The organism is Streptomyces sp. NBC_01750 (genome assembly GCF_035918095.1).
GTDB lineage: Bacteria > Actinomycetota > Actinomycetes > Streptomycetales > Streptomycetaceae > Streptomyces.
The window spans coordinates 1,737,964-1,762,706 of the sequence record NZ_CP109137.1 but is presented as its reverse complement, the minus strand read 5'-3'; the positions used below and the strand labels follow the sequence as shown (position 1 = coordinate 1,762,706).

Here is a 24,743-nt window from a genome sequence, read left to right as displayed (position 1 = left end):
CGGGTCCCACTCGGAGGGCCTCCGCTCAGTGCAGGCCGCGCGCCCGCTCGAACCGCGCCCGCCCCTCGGCCGGTTCCACCAGCGGATCGGGATAGTCGAGCCGGGCCCGGTCCAGCCCGCCGAGTTTCCACGGTTGGTGCACGGCGGGCCCGGCCAGCTGGGCGAGCTCGGGGACCCAGCGGCGTACGTAGTCGCCCTGCGGGTCGAAGCGCTTCGACTGAGCGAGCGGATTGAGGACACGGTTGGGGCGGGTGTCGGTCCCGGTGCCCGCCACCCACTGCCAGTTGAGCTGGTTGTTGGCGATGTCGCCGTCCACCAGCAGATCCAGGAAGTGGCGGGCGCCGATGCGCCAGTCCACGTACAGGGTCTTGGTGAGATAACTCGCCGCCAGCAGCCGCCCGCGGTTGTGCATCCAGCCCTCGTGCAGCAGCTGGCGCATCGCCGCGTCCACGATGGGGCAGCCGGTGCGGCCGTCCTTCCAGGCGGCGATCGCCTTCTCGTCAGTACGCCAGTGGTCGCCGCGCGTCCGGTAGTCGGCGTGGGCCGCCTCGGGCCGGGCCGCCAGGACCTGGTGGTGGAAGTCCCGCCAGGCCAGCTGCCGCACGAAGGCGTCCGCACCAGGACCGCCCTTGCGGTGTGCCCGGTGGACGAGTTCGGTGGCGGAGAGGGTGCCGAAGTGCAGATGCGGCGAGAGCCGGGAGGTGGCATCGCCCGGAAGATCGTCGTGTCGCTCCGCGTACGCCGCGATGCCCGCCTCCGTGTCGGCCAGCCAGGCGCTCAGCCGCCGACGGCCCTCCAGCTCACCGCCCTTGGCGAGGCCGGGCGACACACCGGTTACCGCGGTGCGGCGCGGCAGCGGATGGCCGGCGAGCTCGGGAACCCGCAACGACCGCGGCGCCGCCATGGCCCCGCGCAGCCCGGCCGCCTCCCACCTGCGGAAGTACGCCGAGAACACCGCGAAATGGTCGCGGCCATCAGGCGTGACCCGCCCCGGCGGCAGCGCGGTGACCACCCCGTCATGGACGTGCAGGGCACAGCGCACCGCCGCCAGCGCACTGCGCAGCTGCTCCTCCCTGCGTACGGCATAGCCGCTGACCCCGGCAGCGATATGCACTGCGCGGGCCCCGGTCTCGGCGACGACGCGGCAGACCTGCTCGGTGACATGGCCGGTACGGATCACCAGCCGCCCGCCGCGTTCGTGCAGCCCGGCATCGAGCGAGGCCAGGCAGTCGGCGAGGAAGGCGCGGCGGTTGGGCGCGTCGAAGCCCGCTTTCCGGATGCCCGGATCCAGCACGAACAGCGGTACGACCTCGTCGGCGCCGCGCAGTGCCGCTTGCAGCGCCGGCTGGTCGTGCAGCCGTAGATCGGAGGTGAAGAGCATGACCGCAACGCTCATGCGCCGTCCTTCCTCAGGCGGGGAAGCTCGTCAGGGCAAGGGGGTCGGAGGTCGGCTCGGGGGAGCCGCCCGCCGGTTCGACGGTGATGCCCATGCCCGAGGCGGTGTTCACCGGTCCGTCCATCAGGACGGCGTTGGTGGTGGTCGCGGGGTCCATGAGCCCCGCCGAACGCATCTTTCCGCCGTCGCTGAACCAGAGTTGGTAGACCTTGCCCTGCGGCGGCTTCGGCAGGCCGGCGGAGAGGAAGGCCGCCTTGTTCCTGTCGCGTGAGACGACCACCGTGCCGGTCGCCCCGTCCTTGAGTTTCACGGCGGCGACCCTCGCGTCCGGCGCGGCGAGCACCGAGGCCAGCTCCTCGGCCTGCTGCTGAGAGCGCTGCGCCAGCTCGTGTGCGTCCTGCGCCTCCTGGTGCTGCCAGACCGCCACTCCGCCGAAGGCGGCGACAGCGGCGAGACAGGCCGCCAGTGCGAAGCGGGACAGTGCCCGGCCGCGGTTGCCGCCGGGGCGGGCCCGGCGTGAGATCCGCGGCGGATCCTGGCGCTCCGCGGAGACCTGCTGCATGACCCGCTGCTTGAGCGCGGGCGGCGGCGTCACGGCCACAGCGAGCCCCAGCTTCCCCACCGTGGCGGCCAGTTCCTGTACTTCCTGCACGCAGGCCGGACACATCTGCAGATGCCGCTCGAACTCGGCACGCTCGTCGGGCGCCAGCGCGTGCAGCACATAGGCGCCGGTCAGCGTGTGCAGATCAGCGGTGGTCATGCGCTCACCCCCAGGCAGTCGCGCAGCCGGATGAGCCCGTCGCGCAGTCGTGTCTTGACCGTGCCGAGTGGCACGGAGAGCAGTTCGGCCACTTCCCGGTAGGCGAGCCCCCGGTAGTACGCGAGCGTCACCGATTGGCGCTGCAGTTCGGTCAGGCTGCGCAGACAGCGCCGTACCTGCTCGCGTTCGAGGCGGGCCTCGACCTGCTCGGTGACGTCGTCGTAGGCCGGCGTCCGTTCGAGCAGCGCCGCTCGCCGCTCCCGGTCGCTCGCGGACTGTGCCGACCGGACCCGGTCCACGGCGCGCCGGTGGGCGAGCGTGAGAATCCAGGTCATGGCCGACCCGCGGGACGGCTGGAAGCGGGCTGCCGTACGCCAGACCTCGATCAGCACCTCCTGGGTCACCTCCTCCGACTGGGCGGGGTCGCGCAACACGGCGCGCACCAGCCCGAGTACGGGTCCGCTGACACTGTCGTAGACACGGGAGAAGGCCTCCTGGTCGCCTCTGGCCACCAGGCCGAGCAGTTGCTGCAGATCGGGACCCGCCGAGGTCGGGCCGCCGATGTGTACGGCTTCTTTCACGCGCACTTTCCTCCACGGTGTGGATGAGTGGACGGACAGATTTCATCAGGCATTCGGAGCCGATGGCCAGGCGGATTGGTACAGGGTTCGCAGCGGGTTCCTGGCGTCACGCCCGCACCACCGATTCTCGCGATATGTCGCGGTTGACGGCAACGCGAACTCGCGATATGTTCGGCAACGAGTATTCGGAGACGAGGTGTTCGGGATGGCGGCGAAGCGACGCAGGCTCAGCAACCCGCTGGCGCTTGTGGTCATGGTGCTGCTGGCCGAGAAGACCATGCATCCGTACGAGATCGCGCAGACGATCCGTCAGCGCGGCAAGGAGAACAGCGTCAAGGTCAACTTCGGCTCGCTCTACACCGTTGTGCAGAACCTCGAGAAGCACGGCCTGGTCGAGGTCACCGATGTGCAGCGACAGGGCAACCGGCCGGAGCGCACCCTCTACGGCATCACCGAGGCCGGACGCGCGGAAATGGCGGAGTGGCTGTCCGATCTGCTCGCCGTACCCGCCCGTGAGTACCCGTTGTTCGAGACCGCGCTCTCGCTCATGGGCATCCTGCCGCCGGAGGAGGTCATGTCGCTGCTCGCGGACCGGCTGGCGGCGCTGAAGGTCCGGATCGCCAGTGCTCGCGGCGCGCTGCAGATGCTCCACGGCACGTTGCCCCGGATCTTCGTCGTGGAGAACGAGTACCAGCTCCACATGATCGAGGCGGAGGCGGAGTGGCTCCGCGGCTTCCTCGACGAGGTCGAGCAGGGCACGTACGAGGGAGTCGAGGGGTGGCGGACCTTCCACGAGACCGGTGAACTGCCGCCGGAATTCAGGGAACCTCAGGAGAGAGCCGAGGGCCGCCCCACGCAGACGTAAACAGATAAAGACCCCGGCGGGTGCTGTTGGAGCAGCTCCCGCCGGAGTCTCGAACCCCGGACCGGAGCCGCCGTGAAGGCAGACCGGGCGATCGAGGTGCGGCACACCCAGGATAGCCCGGCGCTCTTCACGCGGATCGGCTCGGCATACCCGAGAACCGCTCACCCGAGGAGAGCTCCGTCATGAGTACCCGTGCGCCCGCCGTCGAGGCGCGGCAGCTGATCAAGACCTACCCCGGCGATGTCACCGCCCTCAGCGGCATGGACCTGACCGTCCGGACCGGCACGGTCTTCGGACTGCTCGGCCCCAACGGCGCCGGCAAGTCCACCACCGTCAAGATCCTCACCACCCTGGCCAGGCCCGACAGCGGCACCGCCGTGGTCGCGGGCCACGACGTCCTGCGACACCCCGGCCGGGTGCGCCGCGCCATCGGGGTCGTCGCCCAGAAGTCCGGCGCGGACCCCGTCGCCACCGGCCGCGAGAACCTCCTGCTGCAGGGCAGGCTGTACGGGCTCAAGGGCGCCGCACTCGGCCGGCGCGTCGATGAACTGCTGGCCCGCTTCGACCTCACAGGTGCCGCGAAGCGCCAGGTCAAGGGGTACTCCGGTGGGATGCAGCGACGTCTGGACGTGGCACTCGGCCTGGTCCACCGGCCCGAGGTGCTCTTTCTGGACGAGCCGACGACGGGCCTCGACCCCGAGTCCCGTACGGCCATGTGGGAGGAGATCAGCCGCCTCGCCGGAGAGGAAGGGCTGACCATTCTCCTCACCACGCACTATCTGGAGGAGGCCGACCGGCTGGCCGGGCGGATCGCGATCGTCGACCGCGGCCGGGTCGTCGTCGAAGGCACACCCGACGAGCTCAAAGGCGAACTGCGCGGCGACGCCGTGCACCTCGAGCTGCGGGCGGACGGCGACCGTGCGGTACTCGGCGAGGCCATCGCCGCACTGCCCGGGATCCACGATGTGCTCGTCGACGGCCGCCGTGTCAGCGTGCGCGCCGACGACGGCGCGGCCGCCGTGCCCCTGCTGCTGGCAGCGCTGGAGCGGACGGGAGCCGCGGTCGCCGCCGCGACTGTCGCCCGGCCCTCCCTCGACGACGTCTATCTGCGGTACGCGGGACGCCGCTTCTCCGAGGCCGAGGCCGGCTCCGGACCGGCCGACGCGCAGGATGCGCCCGCACTCGCCGCCGCGGGGGGCACCCGATGAGCGCCGATTCCCTCACCCAGACCTGGTACATGACGCAGCGCCGGCTGGTGGCCGTGGTCCGCCAGCCCGCGTATCTGCTGATGATGCTGATCCAGCCGGCGATCTGGCTGTTCCTCTTCGGCAATCTTTTCAAGAAGGTCGTCGAACTGGGCGGCTTCGGCACCGTGACCTATCTCGACTATCTCGTCCCCGGCATCGTGGTGATGAGTGCGCTCAACTCCAGCATGTGGGCCGGGATGGGGACCCTGGAGGAGATCGAGCGCGGCACCCTGAACCGCTTCCTGACCACTCCCGTCAGCCGCGGCGCGCTGATGAACGGCAATGTGGCGCAGAACGGCATCAGCACCGCCGTGCAGTCCGTCATCATCGTGCTGCTGGGTATGGCGGGCGGGGCGGATTACCCCGGCGGTATGAGGGGTGTCGCGATCCTCGTCGTCGCCTCGGTCCTGTTGGGTGCGGTCTTCGGCGCGTTCTCCAACGCCGTCGGCATGCTGGTGCGCGAGCGTGAGTCGATCATCGGCATCAACACCTTCCTGCTGCTGCCGCTGACGTTTCTCTCCTCGGCGTTCATGGCCCCGTCCCAGATGCCGTCCTGGATGGGGCACATCGCGGACTTCAATCCGGCCAACTGGGCGATGGTGGCGGGCCGTTCGGCGATGGCCGCCGATCCGGACTGGGGGGATGTGCTCAGCCGCGGGGGAGCGCTCGCCGTCCTCACCGTGGTGGCGGTGTGGCTGTCGACCCGCACCTTCCGCCTCTACCAGAAGTCCGTCTAGAGCCTTCCGGGGGGCTGCCCGGTGGGTCGTGGCTGACTCACCGGACACGCCCTGGACGGCAGTACGGCTGGGCGCGCGCCGTCGTAGTCCCCGCCTTGCGCCGGAGGGTGCGGAGCGGATCGGCCACCGGATCGGTCGCGACGGAGAACCGTGGTGTGATGGCAACGTGAGCCGTGCCGCAGAGGAGAACAACCGCCGCATGCTTCGGGCACGGGACGCGATGGACCGCGCCTACGCGCAGCCGCTGGACGTCCCGGCCCTGGCCCGGATCGCCCATGTGTCACAGGCACACTTCACGCGCACCTTCCGGGCCACGTTCGGTGAGACGCCGCACCGCTACCTGCAGCGCCGCCGTGTCGAGCGTGCGATGTTCCTGCTGCGGGAGACCGACCGCAGTGTGACGGACATCTGCTTCCAAGTCGGCTTCGGCAGCCCGGGAACCTTCAGCCGGACGTTCCGCGACATCGTCGGCCGGTCGCCGAGGACGTACCGCAAGGAAGCGGCGGCCACGGACGTACCGACGTGCTTCACGATGGCGTGGACGCGGCCGAGCGCCTGACCGTCCGCACCCCCGTACCGTCCGTCGACCGAGCAGTTTTGGATAAGTTTTCGTCCGGCCTGCCCAGTAGCGTGATGTACATGTTCAACGCCATCACGCACTCACAGATTTACGTCCTCGACCAGGACGAGGCCCTCGACTTCTATGTCGGCAAGCTTGGCCTGGAGGTCAATGCCGACGTCGACCTGGGCTTCATGCGCTGGCTTACCGTCAGCATCCCCGGTCACCCGGAGCGTCAGATCCTGCTGGAGAAGCCGGGTCCTCCGGCGATGTCCGAGGAGACGGCGCGGCAGGTCCGTGAGCTGGTGACCAAGGGCGCGACGGGCGGCTCGCTCATCTTCAGCACGGACGACTGCCGCAAGACGTACGAGACGCTGCTGGGCCGGGGCGTCGAGTTCACCGAGGAACCCACCGATCGTCCGTACGGAACCGACTGCGGCCTCCGCGACCCGTTCGGCAACAGCATCCGCTTCACCCAGCCTAGGGCCTGAGTCACTCCGCCCCTCCGCGTCGCCGCCGGCGCCGACGGCGACGCGGGATCCGGTCCCGCATACCGCGGGCCGACCACCGCCTCGGACAGACCTCAGGCCGACCACCGCCTCGGACAGGCCTCAGTACGAGAGTGGGTGTACGGCCCGGTCCGTGGCTGTGGTCGCGGCCCGGGCCTTCACCGCGCGCAGCACCAGGAACACGGGCAGGGCGAACGGCGAGAGCAGGATGGTCAGCGCCAGCAGCGGCCCCATCACCAGGGGCTGGATACCGAGTCGCCGCGCCTCGAGGAACATCCACTGGCCGATGAGCAGATCCCAGGCGATGACCTGCGCCCAGAGAGCGCCGGCGCCGTTGGCCCGTACCGCCAGCTCCCGGAAGGTGTCGATATCGGGGCTGCTCACCGCGGTCCAGAGCTCCGGGAAGACCGGCACCGCCATGACGGCATAGATGACCAGGACACCCGAGATCGTCCAGGGCGACGCGGCCAGCCGCGCGGTCGGCCGCCAGGTGGGCGCGAAGATCATCAGCAGCCAGAACGGGGCGGCCAGCCAGAAAGTGATTTCAAAGAGCGTCCCGGTCATGCCACAAGCTCCTTCTCCGTGTCATCCGCGGTGTTCTGTACGGGAGTTGTGCTCCGCAGCGATACGAGCGCCCCCAGTGCGGCGGCGACGACGATCAGGGCCGCGGCGCCGAGCGTCGCGCCGTCCGGGTGGATCAGCGGCTGTCCGCGCAGCGCCTGCCAGGTAACGAGAGCGAGCACGGCCGCATACGTGCCCGAGGCGACCAGCACGAGCCGCAGCCGTACGCGCTCGTCCCGCAGCCGGGCGAAGCGCGGGGCCAGGACGATGAGCCCGAGCAGGAAGAGCGGGATCAGTTGAAGGGCGTGCATACCGACGAAGTGCGGGATGCGCAGATCGCCGCCGGTGGTCGACCAGCCGGTGAGTGGCATGGCGGGACCGCCTTCGGGTACCCCGACGCTGTGGGAGCCGACCACCTGGGCGACGCTGCGGCCACCGGCCGCCTCCTGCTCGGACGTTGCCTGTGTCATCAGATTTCCCAGGGCGGCGCCCACGAGTGCGACCGCCGCGCCGAGTCGCATCGCCCAGGCGGCGGCGCGATCTGCCATCGGCGAGCGGAACAGCAGGATCACGATGATCAGAGAGCTGATCCAGAGGGTGACGATGGTCGCCCCCATGATGTTGAACAGCATCCCGTCGAAGGCGGTTTCGAAGTTGAAGTGGCTGCGCTTGCCGCGGATCACCTGCCCGGTGATGATCGCCATCTCGATCGCGCCGGTCAGCGCGACAACGGTGCCGGCCCACCAGCCCACCCGGCGGCCGCGGCCGGCCAGCGAGAGCATCCAGGCCAGCGTCAGCGCGTAGATCATCAGTGAGGCCGAGAACTTGAGGGGCTTGAACCAGATCGGCGAGCCCACCAGGACACGGTCGTCGACGACCATGCCCACGCCGGACACTACGAATGTCACCGCCATCGAAGCGGCGAAGACCATGAGTGGCCGGTGCCACGAACGCCATGAAGACATAGGTATCCCCTCCGTCGGATTCCCCGAGTGGATAGCGGCGCTACCTGCTATCCGATAGTGGAACTATCTATGATGAGTGCGGTGGCTGGCAAGAGCGAAGAGGTGAACACGCGGTGCGCATAGGAGAGCTGAGTCGCAGAACCGGGGTCCCGGTGCCGACGATCAAGTACTACGTCCGTGAGGGACTGCTCCCCGCCGGGCAGCTGACCAGCCCGAACCAGGCGAGCTACGACGACGCGCACGAGCGCAGACTGCGGCTGATCCGCGCGCTGCTCGATGTGGGCGGGCTGAAGGTGGCCGCGATCGCGGAGGTCCTCGCGGCGATCGACGACCCCGACCGGTCCGTGCACAAGGTGCTGGGCGCGGCCACGGACCCCATCGTCCCGCGGTACGCCGACAGCGAGGCGGACGCGGAGCTGGAGGGGGCGCGCGAGGAGGTCCGGGAGCTGATCGCGCGGCGCGGCTGGCGGGTGGACGACGACACCCCGGCCGTCGAGGCGCTCGCGGCTGCGCTGGCCGCGCTGGACCGTGTGGGGCACGGAGCCTTCATCGAAGTGCTGGACGACTACGCGTCCGCGGCGGAACAGGTGGCGCGGGCGGACCTCGCGTATGTCGGGCGCCGGGCGGGCCTTGACGACCTGGTGGAGAGCGTGGTGATCGGTACGGTGCTGGGTGACGCGGTGCTGGTCTCGCTGCGCCGGCTCGCACACGTGGAAGTCTCGGCACGCCGGTACGGGGACGACACGGCGGCGGACGGAGGGGGCCAGGGGCCGGGCCGAGAGGGCGGAGGCCGGAGCGACGGCAAGGCGGTCGTGTCGTAGGAAGCGGAATCCTCGGCCGCGTGCGCCGGCCAGGTCCGGCCGATCCGCCTGCCCCAGGGACGAAAACGCCCCCGGCCGCATCCGCGGTCGGGGGCCGGGCGGCGCCTGCGTCAGGCAGCCGTCTCCTGCTCCCGTTCCACCTGATCGTTCCATTCGCGCTTCGCCGCGCGCCACGCCTCGTCGTTCTGGCCCAGTCGCCAGTACCCCGAGATCGACAGCTGCTCGCGCGGAATCTGCCGGTCCAGCCGCAGATGGCGCCGCAGCTCCCGTACGAACGCCGCCTCGCCGTGCACGAACGCGCAGACGTCGCCCGGAGGGAACTCCAGCGTGGTGACCGCCGCGACCAGTGCCTCGCCGACCGGCCGAGCACCTCGGTGCAGCCAGTTGATCTCGATTCCGTCGGGCGTGGCTACCTTCTGCTCGTCCCCGGGGCCGTCGACCTCGACGAAGGCATGGACGCGAGCACCCGCCGGCATCGCCTCCACCGACGCGGCGATCGCCGGCAGTGCGCTTTCGTCGCCCACCAGCAGATGCCAGTCCGCCGCCGGAGCCGGGGCATAGCCGCCGCCCGGCCCGAGGAAGCGCACCGTCTCGCCCACCCGCGCCCGGGCCGCCCACGGCCCGGCCAGGCCCTCGTCGCCGTGGACCACGAAGTCGACCGTCAGCTCACGCTGGGCCGGGTCCCAGCTCCGAACCGTGTATGTGCGGTTGGTGGGCCACTGCTCGCGCGGGAACTCCTCGCGGATCCGCTCGCTGTCGAACGGCTCCGGATACGTCACGCCCTCGGGCGCGAACAGCAGCTTGATGTAGTGGTCGGTGTACTCGTCGATGGCGAACCCGGCAAGCCCCTCACCGCCCAGTACGACGCGCACCATGTGCGGCGTGATCCGCTCCACGCGCACCACCTGCGCCTCATGGGCCTTCGTTGCCTTGCGGGCAGGTCGTTCTGCCACGGCGGTCTCCCTGAACTCGTGCAGTGCTTAGGCTTGCCTAAGTTAACACCTCAGTCCTGGAGTGTGGACAGCAAACGCTTGAGTGCGCCACCGAGACCCCACTGGGCCGCGAGCTCGTCCAGCGACGCCGGGTCCCGCGGCTCGGAGGGCAGTGCGGGGTCGAAGTCCGGCAGTGGTACGTCCGGGGCCACCCGTACGACCTTGGGCGCGACCGCGACATAGTCCCGCGCCTCGTCGAGCCGCTTGCGCTGCGAGGGTGTCAGCCTGGCGAGCGGATCGTCGACGGCGGCCATGATCCCGGCCAGGTCGCCGAACGCGTCCAGCAGCTTGGCCGCGGTCTTCTCGCCGATCCCGGGCACACCCGGCAGCCCGTCGCTCGGGTCGCCGCGCAGCAGCGCCAGGTCGACGTAGCCGGGTCCGTCGACGCCGTACTTCTCGCGCAGCCAGGCCTCGTCCGTGACCTGGAGCGTCCCGACGCCCTTCAGCGGATACAGCACGCGCCGGCCACGGGCGTCGTCGACCAGCTGGAAGAGGTCGCGGTCGCCGGTGACGATGTCGACGGGCCCGGTGGCGCGCCCCGTGAGCGTGCCGATGATGTCGTCCGCCTCATACCCGTCGACGCCGACACGGGCGATGCCGAGCGCGTCGAGCACGTCGACAATCACCGGAACCTGGGGCGCGAGGGTGTCCGGGGTCGCTTCCTCGTCCGGCCCCGTCTCCGTCTCGACGGCGACGCGGTGCGCCTTGTACGAAGGAATCAGCTCGACCCGCCAGTGCGGCCGCCAGTCGTTGTCCCAGCAGGCCACGAGGTCGTCGGGGCGGTGGTCCTGGACCAGCCGGGCGATGAAATCGAGCAGTCCGCGCACGGCGTTGACCGGAGTGCCGTCGGGGGCCCGTACCGAATCGGGGACCCCGAAATAGGCCCGGAAGTACAGGGAAGCGGTGTCGAGGAGCATCAGGCGTCGCGTCACAACACTGATGATGCCGCACCCCACTGACAGCCACCCGCTCTCCGCCGACAGCGGCCATTCGCACCGCCGGGAGCTGACTCGCACCGCCCGGGTGAGGTGGGTCACTGTTGCGTTTGGCCCGAAAGGGCAAGGGCAGGCGGGGACCCGGAGCGGACCCCTGGCACGGTTTTGGATCAAGAAGGCCGGTACATGTCACGGGCAAGCGGGCAGAACCCGTCCTGTTCCACGGCTCGCCTGCGGGGGTTGGCGAGCCGTTTTCGGTTCTACGCGTGAGGTGTATGTGTCCAGGCTGCAAGCCGAGCACTTGTACAAAGTGTTCGGCAGACGACCCGATGAAGCGGTACGCAAGCTCGAAAGCGGCAGCGACCGCGACGAGCTGCGCGCCGACGGAACGACCGCGGCGGTGATCGACGCATCGTTCGCCGTCGAGCCGGGTCAGATATTCGTCGTCATGGGTCTGTCCGGGTCCGGTAAGTCCACGCTGCTGCGCATGCTGAACGGACTGCTCGAGCCCACCGCCGGACGCGTGCTCTTCGACGGCGAGGACCTGACCGCCCTGAGCCCTCGCGAGCTGCGCTCCGTACGCTCGGCCAAGATCAGCATGGTGTTCCAGCACTTCGCGCTCTTCCCGCACCGAAGCGTGCTGGAGAACGCCGGCTACGGCCTCGAGGTGCAGGGCGTCCCGCGCGCCGAGCGCGACAAGCGCGCCGCCGAGGCCCTGGAGCTCGCCGGGCTCGCCGGCTGGGAGAACTCCTGGCCCGACGAGCTCTCCGGCGGTATGCAGCAGCGTGTGGGCCTGGCCCGCGCGCTCGCCACCGACGCCGATCTGCTGCTGATGGACGAGTCCTTCAGCGCGCTCGACCCGCTGATCCGCCGCGATATGCAGGACCAGCTCCTCGAGCTGCAGAAGAGGCTCAAGAAGACGATCGTCTTCATCACTCACGACCTCAACGAGGCCATGCGCCTCGGCGACCGGATCGCGGTGATGCGGGACGGCAGGATCGTCCAGCTCGGCACCGCCGAGGACATCCTCGTCACCCCGGCCAACGACTATGTCGCCTCCTTCACCCAGGACGTCGACCGCTCGCGGGTGCTGACCGCCGGTGCGATCATGGCCGATCCGCAGACGTCGTTCGGCCGGAAGACGGACAGCGGCAAGGAACTGCGCAACGCCAAGGACGTGCTCGCCGCGGCGCCCGCCACGGTCACGGCCGACACGCCGATCATCGAGCTGTTCACCCCCTGCTCCACCAGCGGCGTCGCCGTAGCCGTCATCGACGACGAGGGGGAGCTGATCGGCGTCGTACCGCGCGCCCGGCTGCTCGCGGTCCTCGGCGAGCCGATGACCCCGGCAGCGATTCCGCCGCAGGACGCGGGACAGCGACAGGTCCCGCAGCGGGGCGTGACCAAGGAGGTGGCCAGTGCCTAGGCTCCACCTCGGCGACTGGGTCGACGCCGGTGTCAACTGGCTCCAGTCCCATCTCTCCTGGCTGTTCGACGCCGTCACCTCGGTCGTCACCGGTATGTACGACGGCATCGACGCGGCGCTCTCGGCGCCCCAGCCGCTGCTCTTCGCCGGCATCCTCGCCGTCCTCGCCTGGTGGCTGCGGGGTCTGCTCGGCGGCGTGCTGGCCTTCGCCGGCTTCGCGCTGATCGACTCCATCGAACTGTGGGACGACGCGATGTCGACCCTCTCCCTGGTGCTCGTCTCCACGATCGTCACCCTGGTGATCGCCGTACCGCTCGGTATCTGGGCCTCGCGCTCCAAGACCGTCAGTGCCGTCACCCGGCCGGTCCTGGACTTCATGCAGACCATGCCGGCGATGGTCTATCTGATCCCCGGCATCATCTTCTTCGGCGTCGGCGTGGTCCCCGGCATCATCGCCACCATCGTCTTCGCCCTGCCGCCCGGTGTACGGATGACCGAGCTCGGTATCCGGCAGGTCGACGAGGAGCTCGTCGAGGCCGCCGAGGCCTTCGGCACCACGCCGCGCAACACCCTGCTGCGCGTCCAGCTCCCGCTCGCCCTGCCCACGATCATGGCCGGTATCAACCAGGTGATCATGCTGGGCCTGTCCATGGTCGTCATCGCCGGCATGGTCGGCGGCGGCGGTCTCGGCGGAGCGGTCTACCGCGCCATCGGCAATGTCGACATCGGCCTCGGCTTCGAGGCGGGCATCTCCATCGTCATCCTGGCGATGTACCTGGACCGGATGACGAGCGCGCTGGGCCGTCAGGTCTCACCGCTCGGCCGTCGCGCCCTCGCCAAGGCCAAGTCGATGACGGGCGGGCCGAAGATCTGGAGCTACCGTCCGCAGCCGGTCGTCGCGGTCGCCGGTGTCGTCGTCCTCGCGCTCGTCGCGGGCGGCATGAGCCTGTTCGGCGGGGCCAAGTCCGCCGACGCCTCGGCCGCCGGCAACGTCGGCCAGGGCAAGAAGGTATCCATCGGATACATCCCGTGGGACGAGGGCATCGCCTCCACCTTCCTCTGGAAGGAGCTGCTGGAGAAGCGCGGCTTCGAGGTGGAGACCAAGCAGCTGGAGGCCGGAGCGCTCTACACCGGTCTGGCCGGCGGCCAGGTCGACATGGAGACCGATTCCTGGCTCCCGGTCACGCACGCCCAGTACTGGAAGAAGTACCGGAACAAGCTCGAGGACCTGGGCTCCTGGTACGGCCCCACCTCGCTGGAGCTCTCGGTCCCCTCGTACATGAAGGGCATCGACTCTCTCGAGGACCTCAAGAGCAAGTCGGGTCAGTTCAAGGGCCGGATCATCGGCATCGAGCCGAGCGCCGGAATGATGGGCATCCTCAAGGACAAGGTCCTGAAGGACTACGGTCTTGAGGGTGAGTACAAGGTCGTCGACGGCTCGACGCCCGGCATGCTCGCCGAGCTGAAGCGCGCGTACGACAAGATGGAACCCATCGTCACCACGCTGTGGTCTCCGCACTGGGCGTACAGCACCTACGACCTGAAGAAGCTCAAGGACCCCAAGGGCTCCTGGGGCAAGGGCGACGGCGTGCACACCCTGGCCCGCAAGGGCTTCGCCGCCGACAACCCGCAGGTCGGCAAGTGGCTCAAGAACTTCAAGATGACCGAGAAGCAGCTCACGGAGCTTGAAGCCAAGATCCAGACGACGGGCAAGGGCAAGGAGCAGGACGCGGTACGCGCCTGGCTCAAGGAGAACCCGGACCTCGCCGCGAAGTGGACCCCGGTCGGCAAGGTGGGCAAGGCCGCGAGCACGACTGCTCCCTAGCAGCGGTCGAGCGTCGCACGAAAGGGTGGGCCCCGCATTTGCGGGGCTCGCCCTTTCCGGCTGTCCGGGCCGGGCCGGCCACAGTACTGGCCTGCTCCCTGAGCACCGGCGGTCGGAAGCTGCGTAAGGTGATACAGGACCAGGGAGGGGAGCCCGGCTGATGGACGCGATGGACGCGATGGACGCGAAGGACCCGAAGGAGACCGAACCCCTTCGGGTGGGCGCGGCCGTCCGCAGGCGCCGCCGGGCCCTTGACCTCACGCTGGCGGCAGTGGCGGAGCGCAGCGGTCTCTCCGTGCCCTTCCTCAGCCAGATCGAGAACGAGCGTGCCCGTCCCAGCATGCGTTCGCTCCAGCGGGTCGCCGACGCGCTGGAGACCACGGTGGGCCGGCTGATCGCCGCGTCCGACGCCGCCCGCACCATCAATGTCGTACGCGCCCCGGATGCCGCCGCCGCTGCGCACGCCGTCACGACGCGTCGCCTCGTGCGGGGACACCATCAGCTGCAAGCCCTGGAATTCACCGGTGAGAATGACGCGGGACGCGAGTTCCAGCACCGCAACGACGAGCTGATGTACGTCGCCGAGGGTACGGCGGAGGTCGAGGCGGAAGGACGCGCCTACCGGCTCGCGCGCGGCGACACCCTCTTCCTCTCCGGCGGCGTCCGGCACCGCTGGCGTGCCACCTCACCCGACACCCGGATCCTGGTCGTCACCGTCTCCGACCACATCGACGCGCCCGCCGATCAGCGGCGCTGAGGGCGGCCCGGTGCGCGTCGTCTCGCTGGTGCCATCGCTGACCGAGGCCGTGGCCGTCAGCGCACCCGGGCTGCTGGTCGGGGCCACGGACTGGTGCAGCCATCCCGCGGAACTCGATGTCGCACGGGTCGGGGGCACCAAGAACCCGGATGTGGCGGCCGTGGCCGGGCTCCGCCCCGATCTCGTGATCGCGAACGAGGAGGAGAACCGGGAGCCCGATCTGGCCGCACTGCGGGCGGCGGGAATCGAGGTCCTCGTCACCGAGGTGCGCAACCTGGAGCAGGCGTTCCGCGAGCTGCAGCGGGTGCTGGTGTCCGGGTGCGGCGTGGCACGGCCGCGCTGGCTGGACGAGGCGGAGTCGGCGTGGGCCGCGGTCGCGCCCACCGGGGCGTGGCGGGCGGTGGTGCCGGTCTGGCGGCGGCCGTGGATGGTGCTCGGCCGCGACACCTTCGCCGGTGATCTGCTGGCCCGGCTCGGCGTCAGGAATGTGTACGCGGGGCACGCCGAGCGCTATCCGCGTATGCCGCTGGAGGAGCTTCGGGAGGGCGGCGCCCAGATGGTGGTCCTGCCCGACGAGCCGTACCGCTTCGCGGCCGACGACGGGCCCGAGGCCTTTCCCCGGCTGCCCGCCGCGCTGGTCAGCGGCCGTCATCTGACCTGGTACGGGCCCTCACTGGCCGAGGCGCCGACGGTGCTCGGCCAGTCGCTGCGACGAGCAACGCGGCAGCGACTGGCCTAAGACGTGGACCGTCTTCAAGCAGTTGCGGTTGTGGAACTGGAACCAGCGCCAACTGCCAAACCCTGTCAGTGACTTACCGCAAGGGCTCACGGTGTCGGCTTAGAGCGGCGCATCGGCACCTGCCCTAGCGGCAGCTTCTTACGTTGGTTTGAACGTACGCACCGATAAACGGGTCGTACACCAGCCCGTAGAAGGGGAAGCAGTCGCGGTAACCCCTATTGTCCCTGAAACAATCCGACGAGTAGCCGTAGTAGCCGTTGTTGTAGCCGTTGCGGTTCGAGAATGGATCGCACGACCTGCTATTGGTCGGCAGGGTTTGTTGCTGCGACTGCGTCATGGCAGATTCCGCTGATGCGGTCACGGTTGAGGCCTTGGGCGCTGCGGCGGCAATTGGGGTTGCAGCTGAAAAGGCAAGCGCGGAGGCCAGGAGAGATGCACCGACGAAGCCGGGGATTCGACGTCCGAATATTCTGGACATGATGATGATTCCTCATCTGTGGATGTCCGGCGTCCTATGAGTCCTGAGCGGACTTCAGGGTGTGAGCGGCTTGACGCCCATGGGCTGGTTACCCACAAGTCCAGCTTCCGCCCATCTCCGATGTCTCGCAAGCTAGCCCTTCGGGAGTGCCCAGGCGGCCCGTTGACCAGGACATCAGCCTGTCTGCGCGCTGGTCATGGGGTGTCAAGTAGGCCCGGTCCCGGCGGCGATCCGCGGATGCGGGAATTGTCTCGCCCGCCGCGAATTCTTCCTGACCATCAGAACGCCCCGCGCAGCGAGACGATCCGAAACCCCAATGGCGTTGCTCGTGAAATGCTCGCCCGCCGTAGTTGTGGTGACGGGACGCGGACCATTTATGGAATCCGGTGCCGTGTACTTGGGCGCAGGGAGATCGCCGCGCGCCTTGGGCCTTGTTGGGCCTTGTGAGGCGCGAAGCGCTGATCGGCGCGGAAAGGCTACTTCTGCAGAGGCGCTGCGAGCAGCGCTCCGCTGAACAGACCCCGCAGGGTACGCACTCCGGTCACGGCCCATGCCGTGACAAGGACGGCGAACAGGCCGACCGCCAGCCACTCGAGCGCGACCAGCCCCGTATGGCCCGCCAGCCCCTCCGCGCCGGTCACACAGGTGCCGAGCGGGAAGGTGAAGGCCCACCAGGTCATCGTGAAGGGCATGCCTTCGCGTGCGGCGCGCACCACCATCGAGCCCGCGAGCGCCAGCCACATCAGCGCGAAACCCATCACAGGGACGCCATAGATCACCGCGAAGGCGCCGAAGCCGGTGGCGTACGGAGCCGCGATCGCACCGGGAGCCACGTCCGCGAGCTTGCTGACGGCGGTGGTCGACTGGCCGAGCGGGCCGAGGACCAGAAAGAGGGTGGGGGTGAGAGCGAGCGGCAGCGGGCCATGGTGGACGAGCCGGGCGAAGACCATCGGCAGGATGACGGAGGTCGCCAGCAGACTGATCCCGAACATCGCGTAGCTCCCGAGCAGCATCGCCTCCCGCCACTGGCCGGCCGGCAGATGAGGTACCAGCAGGGGACCGAGCGACGCGGAGACCATGGGGGAGACGACGGGGAGCAGCCAGACCGGTGAGGCGGTGCTGGGCGTCACCAGATGGCGGACGACCATCAGGTACGGGACGACGACGGCGGCGCAGAGTCCGATGAGGGTGCCGATGCCGAAGAGCACGGCTGCGGCCGCCACGGCCGCGCTCTCGCCGATGACGTCCTGACCCACGGTCAGCGTGCCGGTTCCGACGGCCAGCAGCGCCATGGACAGACAGCCGTAGAAGGGCGCGATCGCCGGGTCCACGAGGTGGGCGCGGGCCTGGTCGCGGTGGTGGATCCAGTGCGTGGCGCGCGCTGCCAGGACGAGGGCCAGCAGCACGGCGGAGAGCGCCCACACGGCGACGCAGGCCGTCCGCAGCCCCGGGACGTCGACGGGGAGGGCGACTCCGGCGTTCGCGACGATGGCCGTGCCCATGACGGTCGCGTACCAGTTGGGGCCGAAGTGGCGGAACGAGTACAGCCGTACGGCCGCGGGAGCGCCGGCGGCGGTGCGGGAACGGGGCTGCACGGCGATGACCATGTCTTCACTTTCACGCGGGATGCGGAGCCCCACCAGGGATCGCTGCCCTATGGCCCCATAAGCTGGATCTATGAGCGACGAGGACGAGGGCCGGGTGCCTCTCGCGCACCGGGTGCCGGACCTGGGTGCGCTGGAGCTGCTGCTCGCGGTCGCCCGGCACGGCAGCCTGGGGCGTGCGGCGCGCGAGCTCGGGATCACGCAGCCGGCCGCGAGCAGCCGGATCCGCTCGATGGAACGGCAGTTGGGCGTGGCCCTCGTCGACCGGTCGCCGCGCGGCTCCCGGCTCACCGACGCGGGTGCGCTCGTCACGGACTGGGCGCGGCGGGTGGTGGAGGCGGCGGAGGCGTTCGACGCCGGGGCGCAGGCGCTGCGGGGGCGGCGTGATTCGCGGCTGCGGGTGGCGGCTTCGATGACCATCGCGGAGTACCTGCTGCCGGGATGGCTGATCGCGCTCCGTGCCGAGCGCCCCGGTACGGCGGTCTCGCTGCTGGCCGGAAACTCGGCGATGGTGGCCCGGCGTCTGCTCGCGGGCGAGGCGGATCTGGGCTTCGTGGAGGGCCTGGCCGTCCCCGAGGGGCTGGACGGGACGGCCATCGGCCACGACCGGCTCGTCGTGGTCGCGGCCCCGAGCCATGTGTGGGCCCGCCGCCGTGCGCCGCTGTCGTCGGCGGAACTCGCGGCCACACCGCTGATCCTGCGCGAACGGGGCTCGGGCACGCGCCAGGTCCTCGACTCGGCGCTCAGTGAGTACGGGGGCCTCGCGGACCCGCTCCTCGAGCTCGCGTCGACGACGGCGGTGAAGGCGGCGGCGGTGAGCGGGGCGGGCCCGGCGGTCCTGAGCGAACTGGCGGTGACGGACGAGCTGGCGTCGCGCCGCCTGGTGGAGATCCCGGTGGAGAAGGTCCAGCTGCATCGTGATCTCCGCGCTGTCTGGCCCACCTCCCACCGTCCGGCGGGCCCGGCCCGCGATTTGCTGACGCTGACCCGGAGGGGTCCGGCGACGGGGTGACGAGGACTTGCGCGGGTGGCCGCGCGGGGGGCGCTCGCCAGGAGTGACCCGGCCCGGCCCGGTGATGCCCCGGTCCGGGGGCAGGCCCGGACCGGGGAGGGCTGCCCGGCTGAGGGGCCCCGTCCCCTCAGCCCGCCGCACGTACCAGCGCCGACATCACCCTCTCGTCCTCGCCCGCCTCCGGATGCCACTGCACCGCCAGCGCCCAGCCCGCACCCGGCAGTTCCACCGCCTCCACCGTGCCGTCCTCCGCGTGCGCGCTCGCCACCAGCGCGTCCGCCAGGCGGTCCACCGACTGGTGGTGGTACGTCGGGACCGACGACTCCTCCGGCACGATCTCCGCGTACCGTGTCCCGGGCACGGGCTTCACCGTGTGCCGGCCGAAGACACCCACGCCTCCGACATGCCCGTCCAGGTGCTGGACCAGCGTCCCGCCGAGCGCCACGTTCAGCAGCTGCAGGCCCCGGCAGATCCCCAGCAGGGGTGTGCCGGACTCCAACGCCGCCCGGATCAGGGCGAGTTCCCACGCGTCCCGGTCCCGCGCCGGCGGGCCGGTGCGGGGATCGGGTTCGGCCCCGTACCGTATGGGCTCGACATCCGCGCCGCCCGCGATGACGAGCCCGTCCAGGCGGGACACGACCGGCTCGGCCAGGGCCGGGTCATCCGGTGGGAGCAGCGCGGCGAGGCCGCCCGCCGACTGGACGAGGCGCGGATATCCGGCGGGCAGCAGCGCCGCGGGCATCTCCCACACGCCCCATTTGGCGGGTTCCAGATAGGTCGTGACGCCGATCAGCGGCTTGGACACAGTGACTCCCTTCAGCTTCGTCCGACTTTCGCTCAGCCTCGTTCGCGTTCTGCTCAGTCCCGTTCGAGTTCGGCCTCGGCCGCCGCCAGTGCCGCGAACTCCTCCTCCGGCGCCCGCGCGACCAGATGGTGCCGACTGTAGATCGCGAAGTAGGCGAGAGCGACGGCGTAGACGCCCAGCGCGATGAACGCTGCGTCCTTGTCCACCAGGAACGTCGCCACCAGCGCGGACAGCGCGAGGACGAAGGCGACGGACGAGGTGAGGATGCCGCCGGGCGTGCGGTACGGGCGGTGGAGTTCGGGCTCGCGGCGCCTCAGCACAATGTGTGAGAGAGCCATCAGCGCGTACGAGATCGTCGCGCCGAAGACCGCGATGTTCAGCATCCGCGCCCCGTTGCCCGTCCCCGCCGCCAGTGCGAAGCCGATCGCTCCCGGGATCAGCAGTCCGAGATACGGCGACTTCCGGCGGCTGGTCAGCGAGAGGAAGCGCGGCAGATAGCCGGCCCGCGAGAGCGCGAAGAGCTGGCGCGAGCCCGCGTAGATGAGGGAGAAGAAGGACGCGACCAGGCCGGCCAGACCCGCGTAGTTGACGAAGCGGCTCAGCGGCGTCGGGTCGCCGTCTCCCTGCAACGCCACCACCAGCGGGTTTCCGGCCTCCTGGATGGCGTTCGAGCCGCGCGCGCCGGTCGAGGCGAAGAAGGTCAGCACGGCCAGCAGCACCAGGATGCCCATGGAGATCGACAGCGCCCGCGGCATGGAGCGCACCGGGTCCTTCGCCTCCTCCGCCGCCAGGGGTACGCCCTCGACGCCGAGGAAGAACCACATGCCGAACGGGAACGCCGCCCAGATGCCCAGCAGTCCGAACGGCAGCCAGGAGCCCGAGCCGAGCGCGTCCTTGTCGACGGGGATGTCGTCGAGCCCGCCCACGCTGAAGTCGGTGAGCGCGCCGACCGCGAAGATCAGCAGTGCCGCGACCGCGATCGCCGTCACCACCAGGCTGAAGCGCAGCGCCTCGCCGACGCCCCACAGATGGATGCCGATGAAGATCGCGAAGCAGGCGAGGTAGACCGGCCAGCCGGACTCCAGGCCGAAGAGGCCGAGCGATTCGACGTAGTCGCCGATGAAGATGGAGATCGCGGCGGGCGCGAGAATGTACTCGATGAGGATCGCGGTACCGGTCAGGAACCCGCCCCAGGTCCCGAGCGCGCGGCGGGCGAAGCCGTAGCCGCCGCCCGCCGTCGGCAGGATCGCGGAGAGTTCGGCGAGCGCGAAGACCAGGCAGGCGTACATCGCGCCCATCAGCAGCGTGGCTATCGCGAGTCCGCCGAAGCCGCCCTTGGACAGGCCGATGTTCCAGCCGGAGAAGTCCCCGGAGACGACGTAGGCGACGCCGAGGCCGGTGAGCAGCAGCCAGCCGGCGCTGCCCCTGCGCAGCGTGCGCCGGTTCAGATAGGTGTCGTCGGCCGGTGATGGCGGGCGCGTGGTGGTGTCTTCGGCCATGAGTCGCTCCTGGCTGAGTCAAAGGTTTGTGCGCACACCTTTGCGGTCGCCGTCATGGATGCGCAAGCCCCGCGCGTAAAGCCGTGGTTACGGATCGGTTGACGTGAGGTCGAGGTGGAAGGTCAGGACAGGAAGCCGCGCAGCAGCGCCGCCGTCCCCTCGCAGTGCTCCCGCATCACCTCGCGGGCCGCGTCCGAGTCCGCGTCCAGCACCGCCTCGACCAGGGCTGTGTGCTGATGCTGTGAGTGCTCGAGATTGCGTACGAGCAGCGGAATGCAGTCCAGCAGATCGTTCAGTGTCGCCCGCACCGCGGCGTACTGCGCGGTCAGCGTGGGGGAGCCGGAGAGCTCGGCGAGGGTCAGATGCAGCAGCGTGTCCTGCCTCCGGTACTCGGCGAGCGGGGCGTCGTGCGTCGCGGCCAGTGCCGTACGCAGCCGGTCCGCGCCCTCATCGGTCAGGCCGTGAGCGGCGCAGAGACCGGCCGCCCCCACCTCGAGCACCTCCCGGAAACGCAGCGTGTCCTCGACGTCCACGGCAGCCACGCGCCGCCGCAGCTCGTCCTCGCCCTGGCTGTCGGGCCGCTGCAGTACAAACGTTCCGCCGTACCGGCCGCGCCGGCTCTCCACCAGCCCCTGGTCGCCCAGGACCTTCAGCACTTCGCGCAGCGTGACCCGGCTGATCCCCATCCGCTCCGCGAGCTCGCGCTCCGCGGGCAGCCGCCCGCCGCCGGGGACCAGTCCGAGCCGCAGCAGCTGAAGAATCTGTTCCAGCGCTTCCTCGAAGCCGTTGCCCGCGCGCACGGGACGCAGCACGGGTGTCAGCCGGTCGGCCGGTTCACTCATCTTCACCACGTCGCCGTTTCCTCTTCCCAGATAATGGTCTTCGGTAATACCTTAAGGCTTCCGGCTGACCCAAGGAGGCGTAATCCCGTGGCAGACCGCAAAGCCCCGCTCGGGGTCGAGGAGCTTCGTGCCCTCGTCGCGAGCGGTGAGATCGACACAGTCGTCCTGGCCTTCCCCGATATGCAAGGACGGCTCCAGGGCAAGCGGTTCGCCGCGCCTTTCTTCCTCGACGAGGTTCTGGAACACGGCACCGAGGGCTGCAACTACCTCCTCGCCGTCGACATCGAGATGAACACCGTCGACGGCTACGAGATGTCCTCCTGGGAGCGGGGTTACGGCGACTTCGCCATGCACCCCGACCTCACCACACTGCGCCGTATCCCCTGGAACGAGGGCACGGCACTGCTCGTCGCCGACCTCGCCTGGAACGACGGCTCACCCGTTGTCGCCGCACCCCGCCAGGTGCTGCGCCGTCAGCTGGACCGCCTCGCCGAGCACGGCTTCACCGCGCATGTGGGCACCGAGCTCGAGTTCATCGTCTTCAGGGACACCTACGAGGAGGCCTGGGACCGCGACTACCGCGACCTCGTCCCGGCCAACCAGTACAACATCGACTACTCGGTTCTCGGTACCGGCCGCATCGAACCGCTGCTGCGCCGGATCCGCAACGAGATGGCCGCGGCCGGCCTGACCGTCGAGTCCGCCAAGGGTGAGTGCAATCCCGGTCAGCACGAGATCGCCTTCAAGTACGACGAGGCCGTGGTCACTTGCGACCAGCACGCCGTCTACAAGACCGGCGCGAAGGAGATCGCCTCCCAGGAAGGTGTCTCGCTCACCTTCATGGCCAAGTACAACGAGCGCGAGGGCAACTCCTGTCATATCCACCTCTCGCTCCAGGACGAGCACGGCACCAATGTCATGGCGGGCGATGGCCCCGGCGGAATGTCGCAGGTCATGCGGTACTTCCTGGCCGGGCAGCTGGCGGCGCTGCGTGAGTTCTCGCTGTTGTACGCGCCCAACATCAACTCGTACAAGCGCTTCCAGCCCGGCTCCTTCGCGCCGACCGCCGTCGCCTGGGGCTACGACAACCGCACCTGCGCGCTCCGCGTCGTCGGTCACGGCCGCTCGATGCGCTTCGAGAACCGGCTGCCGGGCGGCGACGTCAACCCGCACCTGGCCGTCGCCGGCCTGGTCGCCGCCGGTCTGTACGGCATCGAGCAGCAGCTGGAACTGCCGCAGGAGTGCACGGGCAACGCGTACACCGCCGGATACGCGCAGGTCCCCACCACACTGCGCGAAGCCGCCGAGCTCTGGGAGAACAGCCCCATCGCCAAGGCGGCCTTCGGCGACGAGGTCGTCGCGCACTACCGCAACATGGCGCGGGTCGAGCTGGAAGCCTTCGATGCCGCGGTGACCGACTGGGAGCTCCGCCGCTCCTTCGAACGTCTGTGAGGCACGCTGTGTCGTACACGCACCACGAGGTGCTCAACCCCGCCACCGGGCAGGTCATCGAGACCGTCCCGGCGACGACGGCGGCCGAGGTCGACGCCGCCGTCGCGCGGGCGGCGGAGGCCCAGCAGGGCTGGGCGGCCGCAGCCCCCGCGGACCGGGCCAGACAGCTGCGCCGGTTCGCCGCGGTCGTCGACGAACACCTCGAAGAACTGGCCCGGTTGGAGGTCCGCGAGGCCGGGCACACGATCGGCAACGCCCGCTGGGAGGCCGGTAACGTCCGCGATCTCCTCGACTTCGCGGCCGGGGGGGTGGAGCGGCTCAACGGCCGCCAGATCCCTGTCGCCGGCGGACTCGACATCACGATCCTCGAACCGCTCGGCGTCATCGGCGTGATCGCGCCCTGGAACTTCCCCATGCCGATTGCCGCCTGGGGTACGGCCCCGGCCCTCGCCGCGGGCAACGCCGTCCTCCTCAAGCCGGCCGAGACGACCCCGCTGACCGCGCTGCGGCTCGCCGAACTCGCCCTGGAGGCCGGCCTTCCCGAGCATCTCTTCCAGGTGCTCCCGGGCGCGGGCGACGTCACTGGCAACGCGCTGGTCGAACACCCCGGCGTCGCGAAGATCGTCTTCACCGGGTCCACCAGGGTCGGCAAGCAGATCATGGCCAAGAGCGCCGATCGCCTGAAGCGCGTGACGCTCGAACTGGGCGGCAAGAGCCCCAACATCGTCTTCGCCGACTCCGACCTCGAGGCCGCGGTCGCCGCAACCCCCATGTCCTTTCTGGACAACTCGGGACAGGACTGCTGCGCGCGCAGCCGTGTCCTGGTGCAGCGTTCCGTGTACGACCGCTTCCTCGAACTCCTCACCCCCGGGATCGAGTCCGTCGTCGTTGGCGATCCGTTCGACGAGAAGACCCAGATGGGCCCGCTGATTTCGCAGGCTCAGCTGGAGCGGGTGCGTGGTTACGCACCCGAAGAGCTGAAGGGGATCCGCGGCACCGCGCCCGAAGGCCCCGGCTTCTGGTTCCCGCCGACGGTCCTCACCGGCCTCGACCCGGACGCCCCGGCCGCCTGCGAGGAAGTCTTCGGCCCGGTCGCCGTCGTCCTCCCCTTCGAGGACGAGGCGGATGCGATCCGGCTCGCCAACGCCACCGAGTACGGCCTGTCAGGCTCGATCTGGACTCGCGACGTCGGCCGCGCGATCCGCGTCTCGCGTGCCGTCGCCGCCGGCAACCTCTCGGTCAACTCCCACAGCAGTGTCCGCTACTGGACCCCGTTCGGCGGCTACAAGCAGTCCGGAGTCGGCCGCGAACTGGGCCCGGATGCCCTCACCGCTTTCACCGAAACCAAGAACGTCTTCATCAGCACGGAGGCCTGA

Annotated in this window: 25 protein-coding genes; 13 read left to right on the top strand and 12 right to left on the bottom strand. The window is 69.8% G+C overall.

Going from position 1 to position 24,743, the window contains the following annotated elements:
* Nucleotides 1-25: 25 nt before the first annotated feature.
* From OG966_RS07890 to OG966_RS07880, 3 genes are read right to left on the bottom strand one after another with little or no spacing between them, the layout of a single operon-like run.
* Nucleotides 26-1,396: a cryptochrome/photolyase family protein gene (locus OG966_RS07890; RefSeq protein WP_326648727.1), complete on the bottom strand. Its 1,371-nt coding sequence runs from the start codon at nt 1,394-1,396 to the stop codon at nt 26-28.
* A 13-nt stretch (nt 1,397-1,409) separates the two neighbouring features.
* Nucleotides 1,410-2,156 (bottom strand): anti-sigma factor, encoded by a 747-nt coding sequence (locus OG966_RS07885; RefSeq protein ID WP_326648726.1) that lies wholly within the window; start codon nt 2,154-2,156, stop codon nt 1,410-1,412.
* Nucleotides 2,153-2,737, bottom strand: coding sequence for a sigma-70 family RNA polymerase sigma factor (locus OG966_RS07880; RefSeq protein ID WP_326648725.1), 585 nt, complete (start codon nt 2,735-2,737; stop codon nt 2,153-2,155). Before OG966_RS07880 ends, OG966_RS07885 begins: the two co-directional genes overlap by 4 nt.
* A 205-nt stretch (nt 2,738-2,942) precedes the next feature.
* Here OG966_RS07880 and OG966_RS07875 point away from each other — a divergent pair, with 205 nt between their 5' ends.
* From OG966_RS07875 to OG966_RS07855, 5 genes are all read left to right on the top strand, one after another.
* Nucleotides 2,943-3,602: a PadR family transcriptional regulator gene (locus OG966_RS07875; RefSeq protein ID WP_326648724.1), complete on the top strand. Its 660-nt coding sequence runs from the start codon at nt 2,943-2,945 to the stop codon at nt 3,600-3,602.
* A gap of 182 nt (nt 3,603-3,784) precedes the next feature.
* Nucleotides 3,785-4,810, top strand: coding sequence for an ATP-binding cassette domain-containing protein (locus OG966_RS07870; protein ID WP_326648723.1), 1,026 nt, complete (start codon nt 3,785-3,787; stop codon nt 4,808-4,810).
* Entirely contained in the window at nt 4,807-5,586 is a 780-nt protein-coding gene (locus OG966_RS07865) for an ABC transporter permease (protein WP_326648722.1), read from the top strand. Before OG966_RS07870 ends, OG966_RS07865 begins: the two co-directional genes overlap by 4 nt.
* A 166-nt stretch (nt 5,587-5,752) precedes the next feature.
* On the top strand, nt 5,753-6,145 hold the full coding sequence (locus OG966_RS07860) for an AraC family transcriptional regulator (RefSeq protein WP_326648721.1): 393 nt from the start codon (nt 5,753-5,755) through the stop codon (nt 6,143-6,145).
* 80 nt (nt 6,146-6,225) lie between these two features.
* A complete protein-coding gene (locus OG966_RS07855) occupies nt 6,226-6,636 on the top strand; it encodes a VOC family protein (protein WP_326648720.1) in 411 nt (136 codons plus the stop codon).
* A 120-nt stretch (nt 6,637-6,756) separates the two neighbouring features.
* Here the strand turns inward: OG966_RS07855 and OG966_RS07850 are convergent, their stop codons facing one another.
* Both OG966_RS07850 and OG966_RS07845 read right to left on the bottom strand, forming a co-directional pair.
* Nucleotides 6,757-7,218 carry an ABA4-like family protein gene (locus OG966_RS07850; RefSeq protein WP_326648719.1) on the bottom strand — a complete coding sequence of 154 codons (462 nt, stop codon included), beginning with the start codon at nt 7,216-7,218 and terminating at the stop codon, nt 6,757-6,759.
* Nucleotides 7,215-8,180 carry a hypothetical protein gene (locus tag OG966_RS07845; protein ID WP_326648718.1) on the bottom strand — a complete coding sequence of 322 codons (966 nt, stop codon included), beginning with the start codon at nt 8,178-8,180 and terminating at the stop codon, nt 7,215-7,217. Before OG966_RS07845 ends, OG966_RS07850 begins: the two co-directional genes overlap by 4 nt.
* A 113-nt stretch (nt 8,181-8,293) precedes the next feature.
* Between OG966_RS07845 and OG966_RS07840 the strand changes: the two genes are divergently transcribed.
* Nucleotides 8,294-9,001, top strand: a complete 708-nt coding sequence (locus tag OG966_RS07840; RefSeq protein WP_326648717.1) for a MerR family transcriptional regulator — start codon at nt 8,294-8,296, stop codon at nt 8,999-9,001.
* Nucleotides 9,002-9,111: 110 nt separating this feature from the next.
* Here the strand turns inward: OG966_RS07840 and OG966_RS07835 are convergent, their stop codons facing one another.
* Nucleotides 9,112-9,954, bottom strand: a complete 843-nt coding sequence (locus tag OG966_RS07835; RefSeq protein WP_326648716.1) for a siderophore-interacting protein — start codon at nt 9,952-9,954, stop codon at nt 9,112-9,114.
* Between the two features lie 50 nt (nt 9,955-10,004).
* Nucleotides 10,005-10,910, bottom strand: coding sequence for a 5'-3' exonuclease (locus OG966_RS07830; RefSeq protein WP_326655122.1), 906 nt, complete (start codon nt 10,908-10,910; stop codon nt 10,005-10,007).
* Between the two features lie 295 nt (nt 10,911-11,205).
* Between OG966_RS07830 and OG966_RS07825 the strand changes: the two genes are divergently transcribed.
* The 4 genes from OG966_RS07825 to OG966_RS07810 all read left to right on the top strand — a co-directional run bounded on the left by OG966_RS07825 (nt 11,206) and on the right by OG966_RS07810 (nt 15,675).
* Nucleotides 11,206-12,354 carry a quaternary amine ABC transporter ATP-binding protein gene (locus tag OG966_RS07825; protein ID WP_326648715.1) on the top strand — a complete coding sequence of 383 codons (1,149 nt, stop codon included), beginning with the start codon at nt 11,206-11,208 and terminating at the stop codon, nt 12,352-12,354.
* Nucleotides 12,347-14,179 (top strand): ABC transporter permease/substrate binding protein, encoded by a 1,833-nt coding sequence (locus tag OG966_RS07820; RefSeq protein WP_326648714.1) that lies wholly within the window; start codon nt 12,347-12,349, stop codon nt 14,177-14,179. The genes OG966_RS07825 and OG966_RS07820 overlap by 8 nt, the downstream gene beginning before the upstream one ends.
* A 169-nt stretch (nt 14,180-14,348) precedes the next feature.
* Nucleotides 14,349-14,936: a helix-turn-helix domain-containing protein gene (locus OG966_RS07815; RefSeq protein WP_326655121.1), complete on the top strand. Its 588-nt coding sequence runs from the start codon at nt 14,349-14,351 to the stop codon at nt 14,934-14,936.
* A 10-nt stretch (nt 14,937-14,946) separates the two neighbouring features.
* Nucleotides 14,947-15,675, top strand: coding sequence for a helical backbone metal receptor (locus OG966_RS07810; protein ID WP_326648713.1), 729 nt, complete (start codon nt 14,947-14,949; stop codon nt 15,673-15,675).
* A gap of 124 nt (nt 15,676-15,799) precedes the next feature.
* On the opposite strand, the gene OG966_RS07805 is transcribed toward OG966_RS07810, so the two are convergent.
* Nucleotides 15,800-16,153 carry a hypothetical protein gene (locus OG966_RS07805; protein ID WP_326648712.1) on the bottom strand — a complete coding sequence of 118 codons (354 nt, stop codon included), beginning with the start codon at nt 16,151-16,153 and terminating at the stop codon, nt 15,800-15,802.
* 476 nt (nt 16,154-16,629) lie between these two features.
* The gene (locus tag OG966_RS07800) at nt 16,630-17,760 is read right to left on the bottom strand and encodes a TDT family transporter (RefSeq protein WP_326648711.1); all 1,131 of its coding nucleotides are present in this window, start codon (nt 17,758-17,760) and stop codon (nt 16,630-16,632) included.
* Between the two features lie 70 nt (nt 17,761-17,830).
* Between OG966_RS07800 and OG966_RS07795 the strand changes: the two genes are divergently transcribed.
* Nucleotides 17,831-18,769 carry a LysR family transcriptional regulator gene (locus tag OG966_RS07795; RefSeq protein WP_326648710.1) on the top strand — a complete coding sequence of 313 codons (939 nt, stop codon included), beginning with the start codon at nt 17,831-17,833 and terminating at the stop codon, nt 18,767-18,769.
* A 127-nt stretch (nt 18,770-18,896) separates the two neighbouring features.
* Here the strand turns inward: OG966_RS07795 and OG966_RS07790 are convergent, their stop codons facing one another.
* The 3 genes from OG966_RS07790 to OG966_RS07780 all read right to left on the bottom strand — a co-directional run bounded on the left by OG966_RS07790 (nt 18,897) and on the right by OG966_RS07780 (nt 21,915).
* A complete protein-coding gene (locus tag OG966_RS07790; RefSeq protein WP_326648709.1) occupies nt 18,897-19,574 on the bottom strand; it encodes a gamma-glutamyl-gamma-aminobutyrate hydrolase family protein in 678 nt (225 codons plus the stop codon).
* 53 nt (nt 19,575-19,627) lie between these two features.
* Nucleotides 19,628-21,073 (bottom strand): ethanolamine permease, encoded by a 1,446-nt coding sequence (gene eat / locus OG966_RS07785; RefSeq protein WP_326648708.1) that lies wholly within the window; start codon nt 21,071-21,073, stop codon nt 19,628-19,630.
* A gap of 122 nt (nt 21,074-21,195) precedes the next feature.
* The gene (locus OG966_RS07780) at nt 21,196-21,915 is read right to left on the bottom strand and encodes a FadR/GntR family transcriptional regulator (RefSeq protein WP_326655119.1); all 720 of its coding nucleotides are present in this window, start codon (nt 21,913-21,915) and stop codon (nt 21,196-21,198) included.
* Nucleotides 21,916-22,002: 87 nt separating this feature from the next.
* Here OG966_RS07780 and OG966_RS07775 point away from each other — a divergent pair, with 87 nt between their 5' ends.
* Both OG966_RS07775 and OG966_RS07770 read left to right on the top strand, forming a co-directional pair.
* Nucleotides 22,003-23,367, top strand: coding sequence for a glutamine synthetase family protein (locus OG966_RS07775; RefSeq protein ID WP_326648707.1), 1,365 nt, complete (start codon nt 22,003-22,005; stop codon nt 23,365-23,367).
* 8 nt (nt 23,368-23,375) lie between these two features.
* Complete coding sequence (locus tag OG966_RS07770; protein WP_326648706.1) at nt 23,376-24,743, top strand: aldehyde dehydrogenase family protein; 1,368 nt, start codon at nt 23,376-23,378, stop codon at nt 24,741-24,743.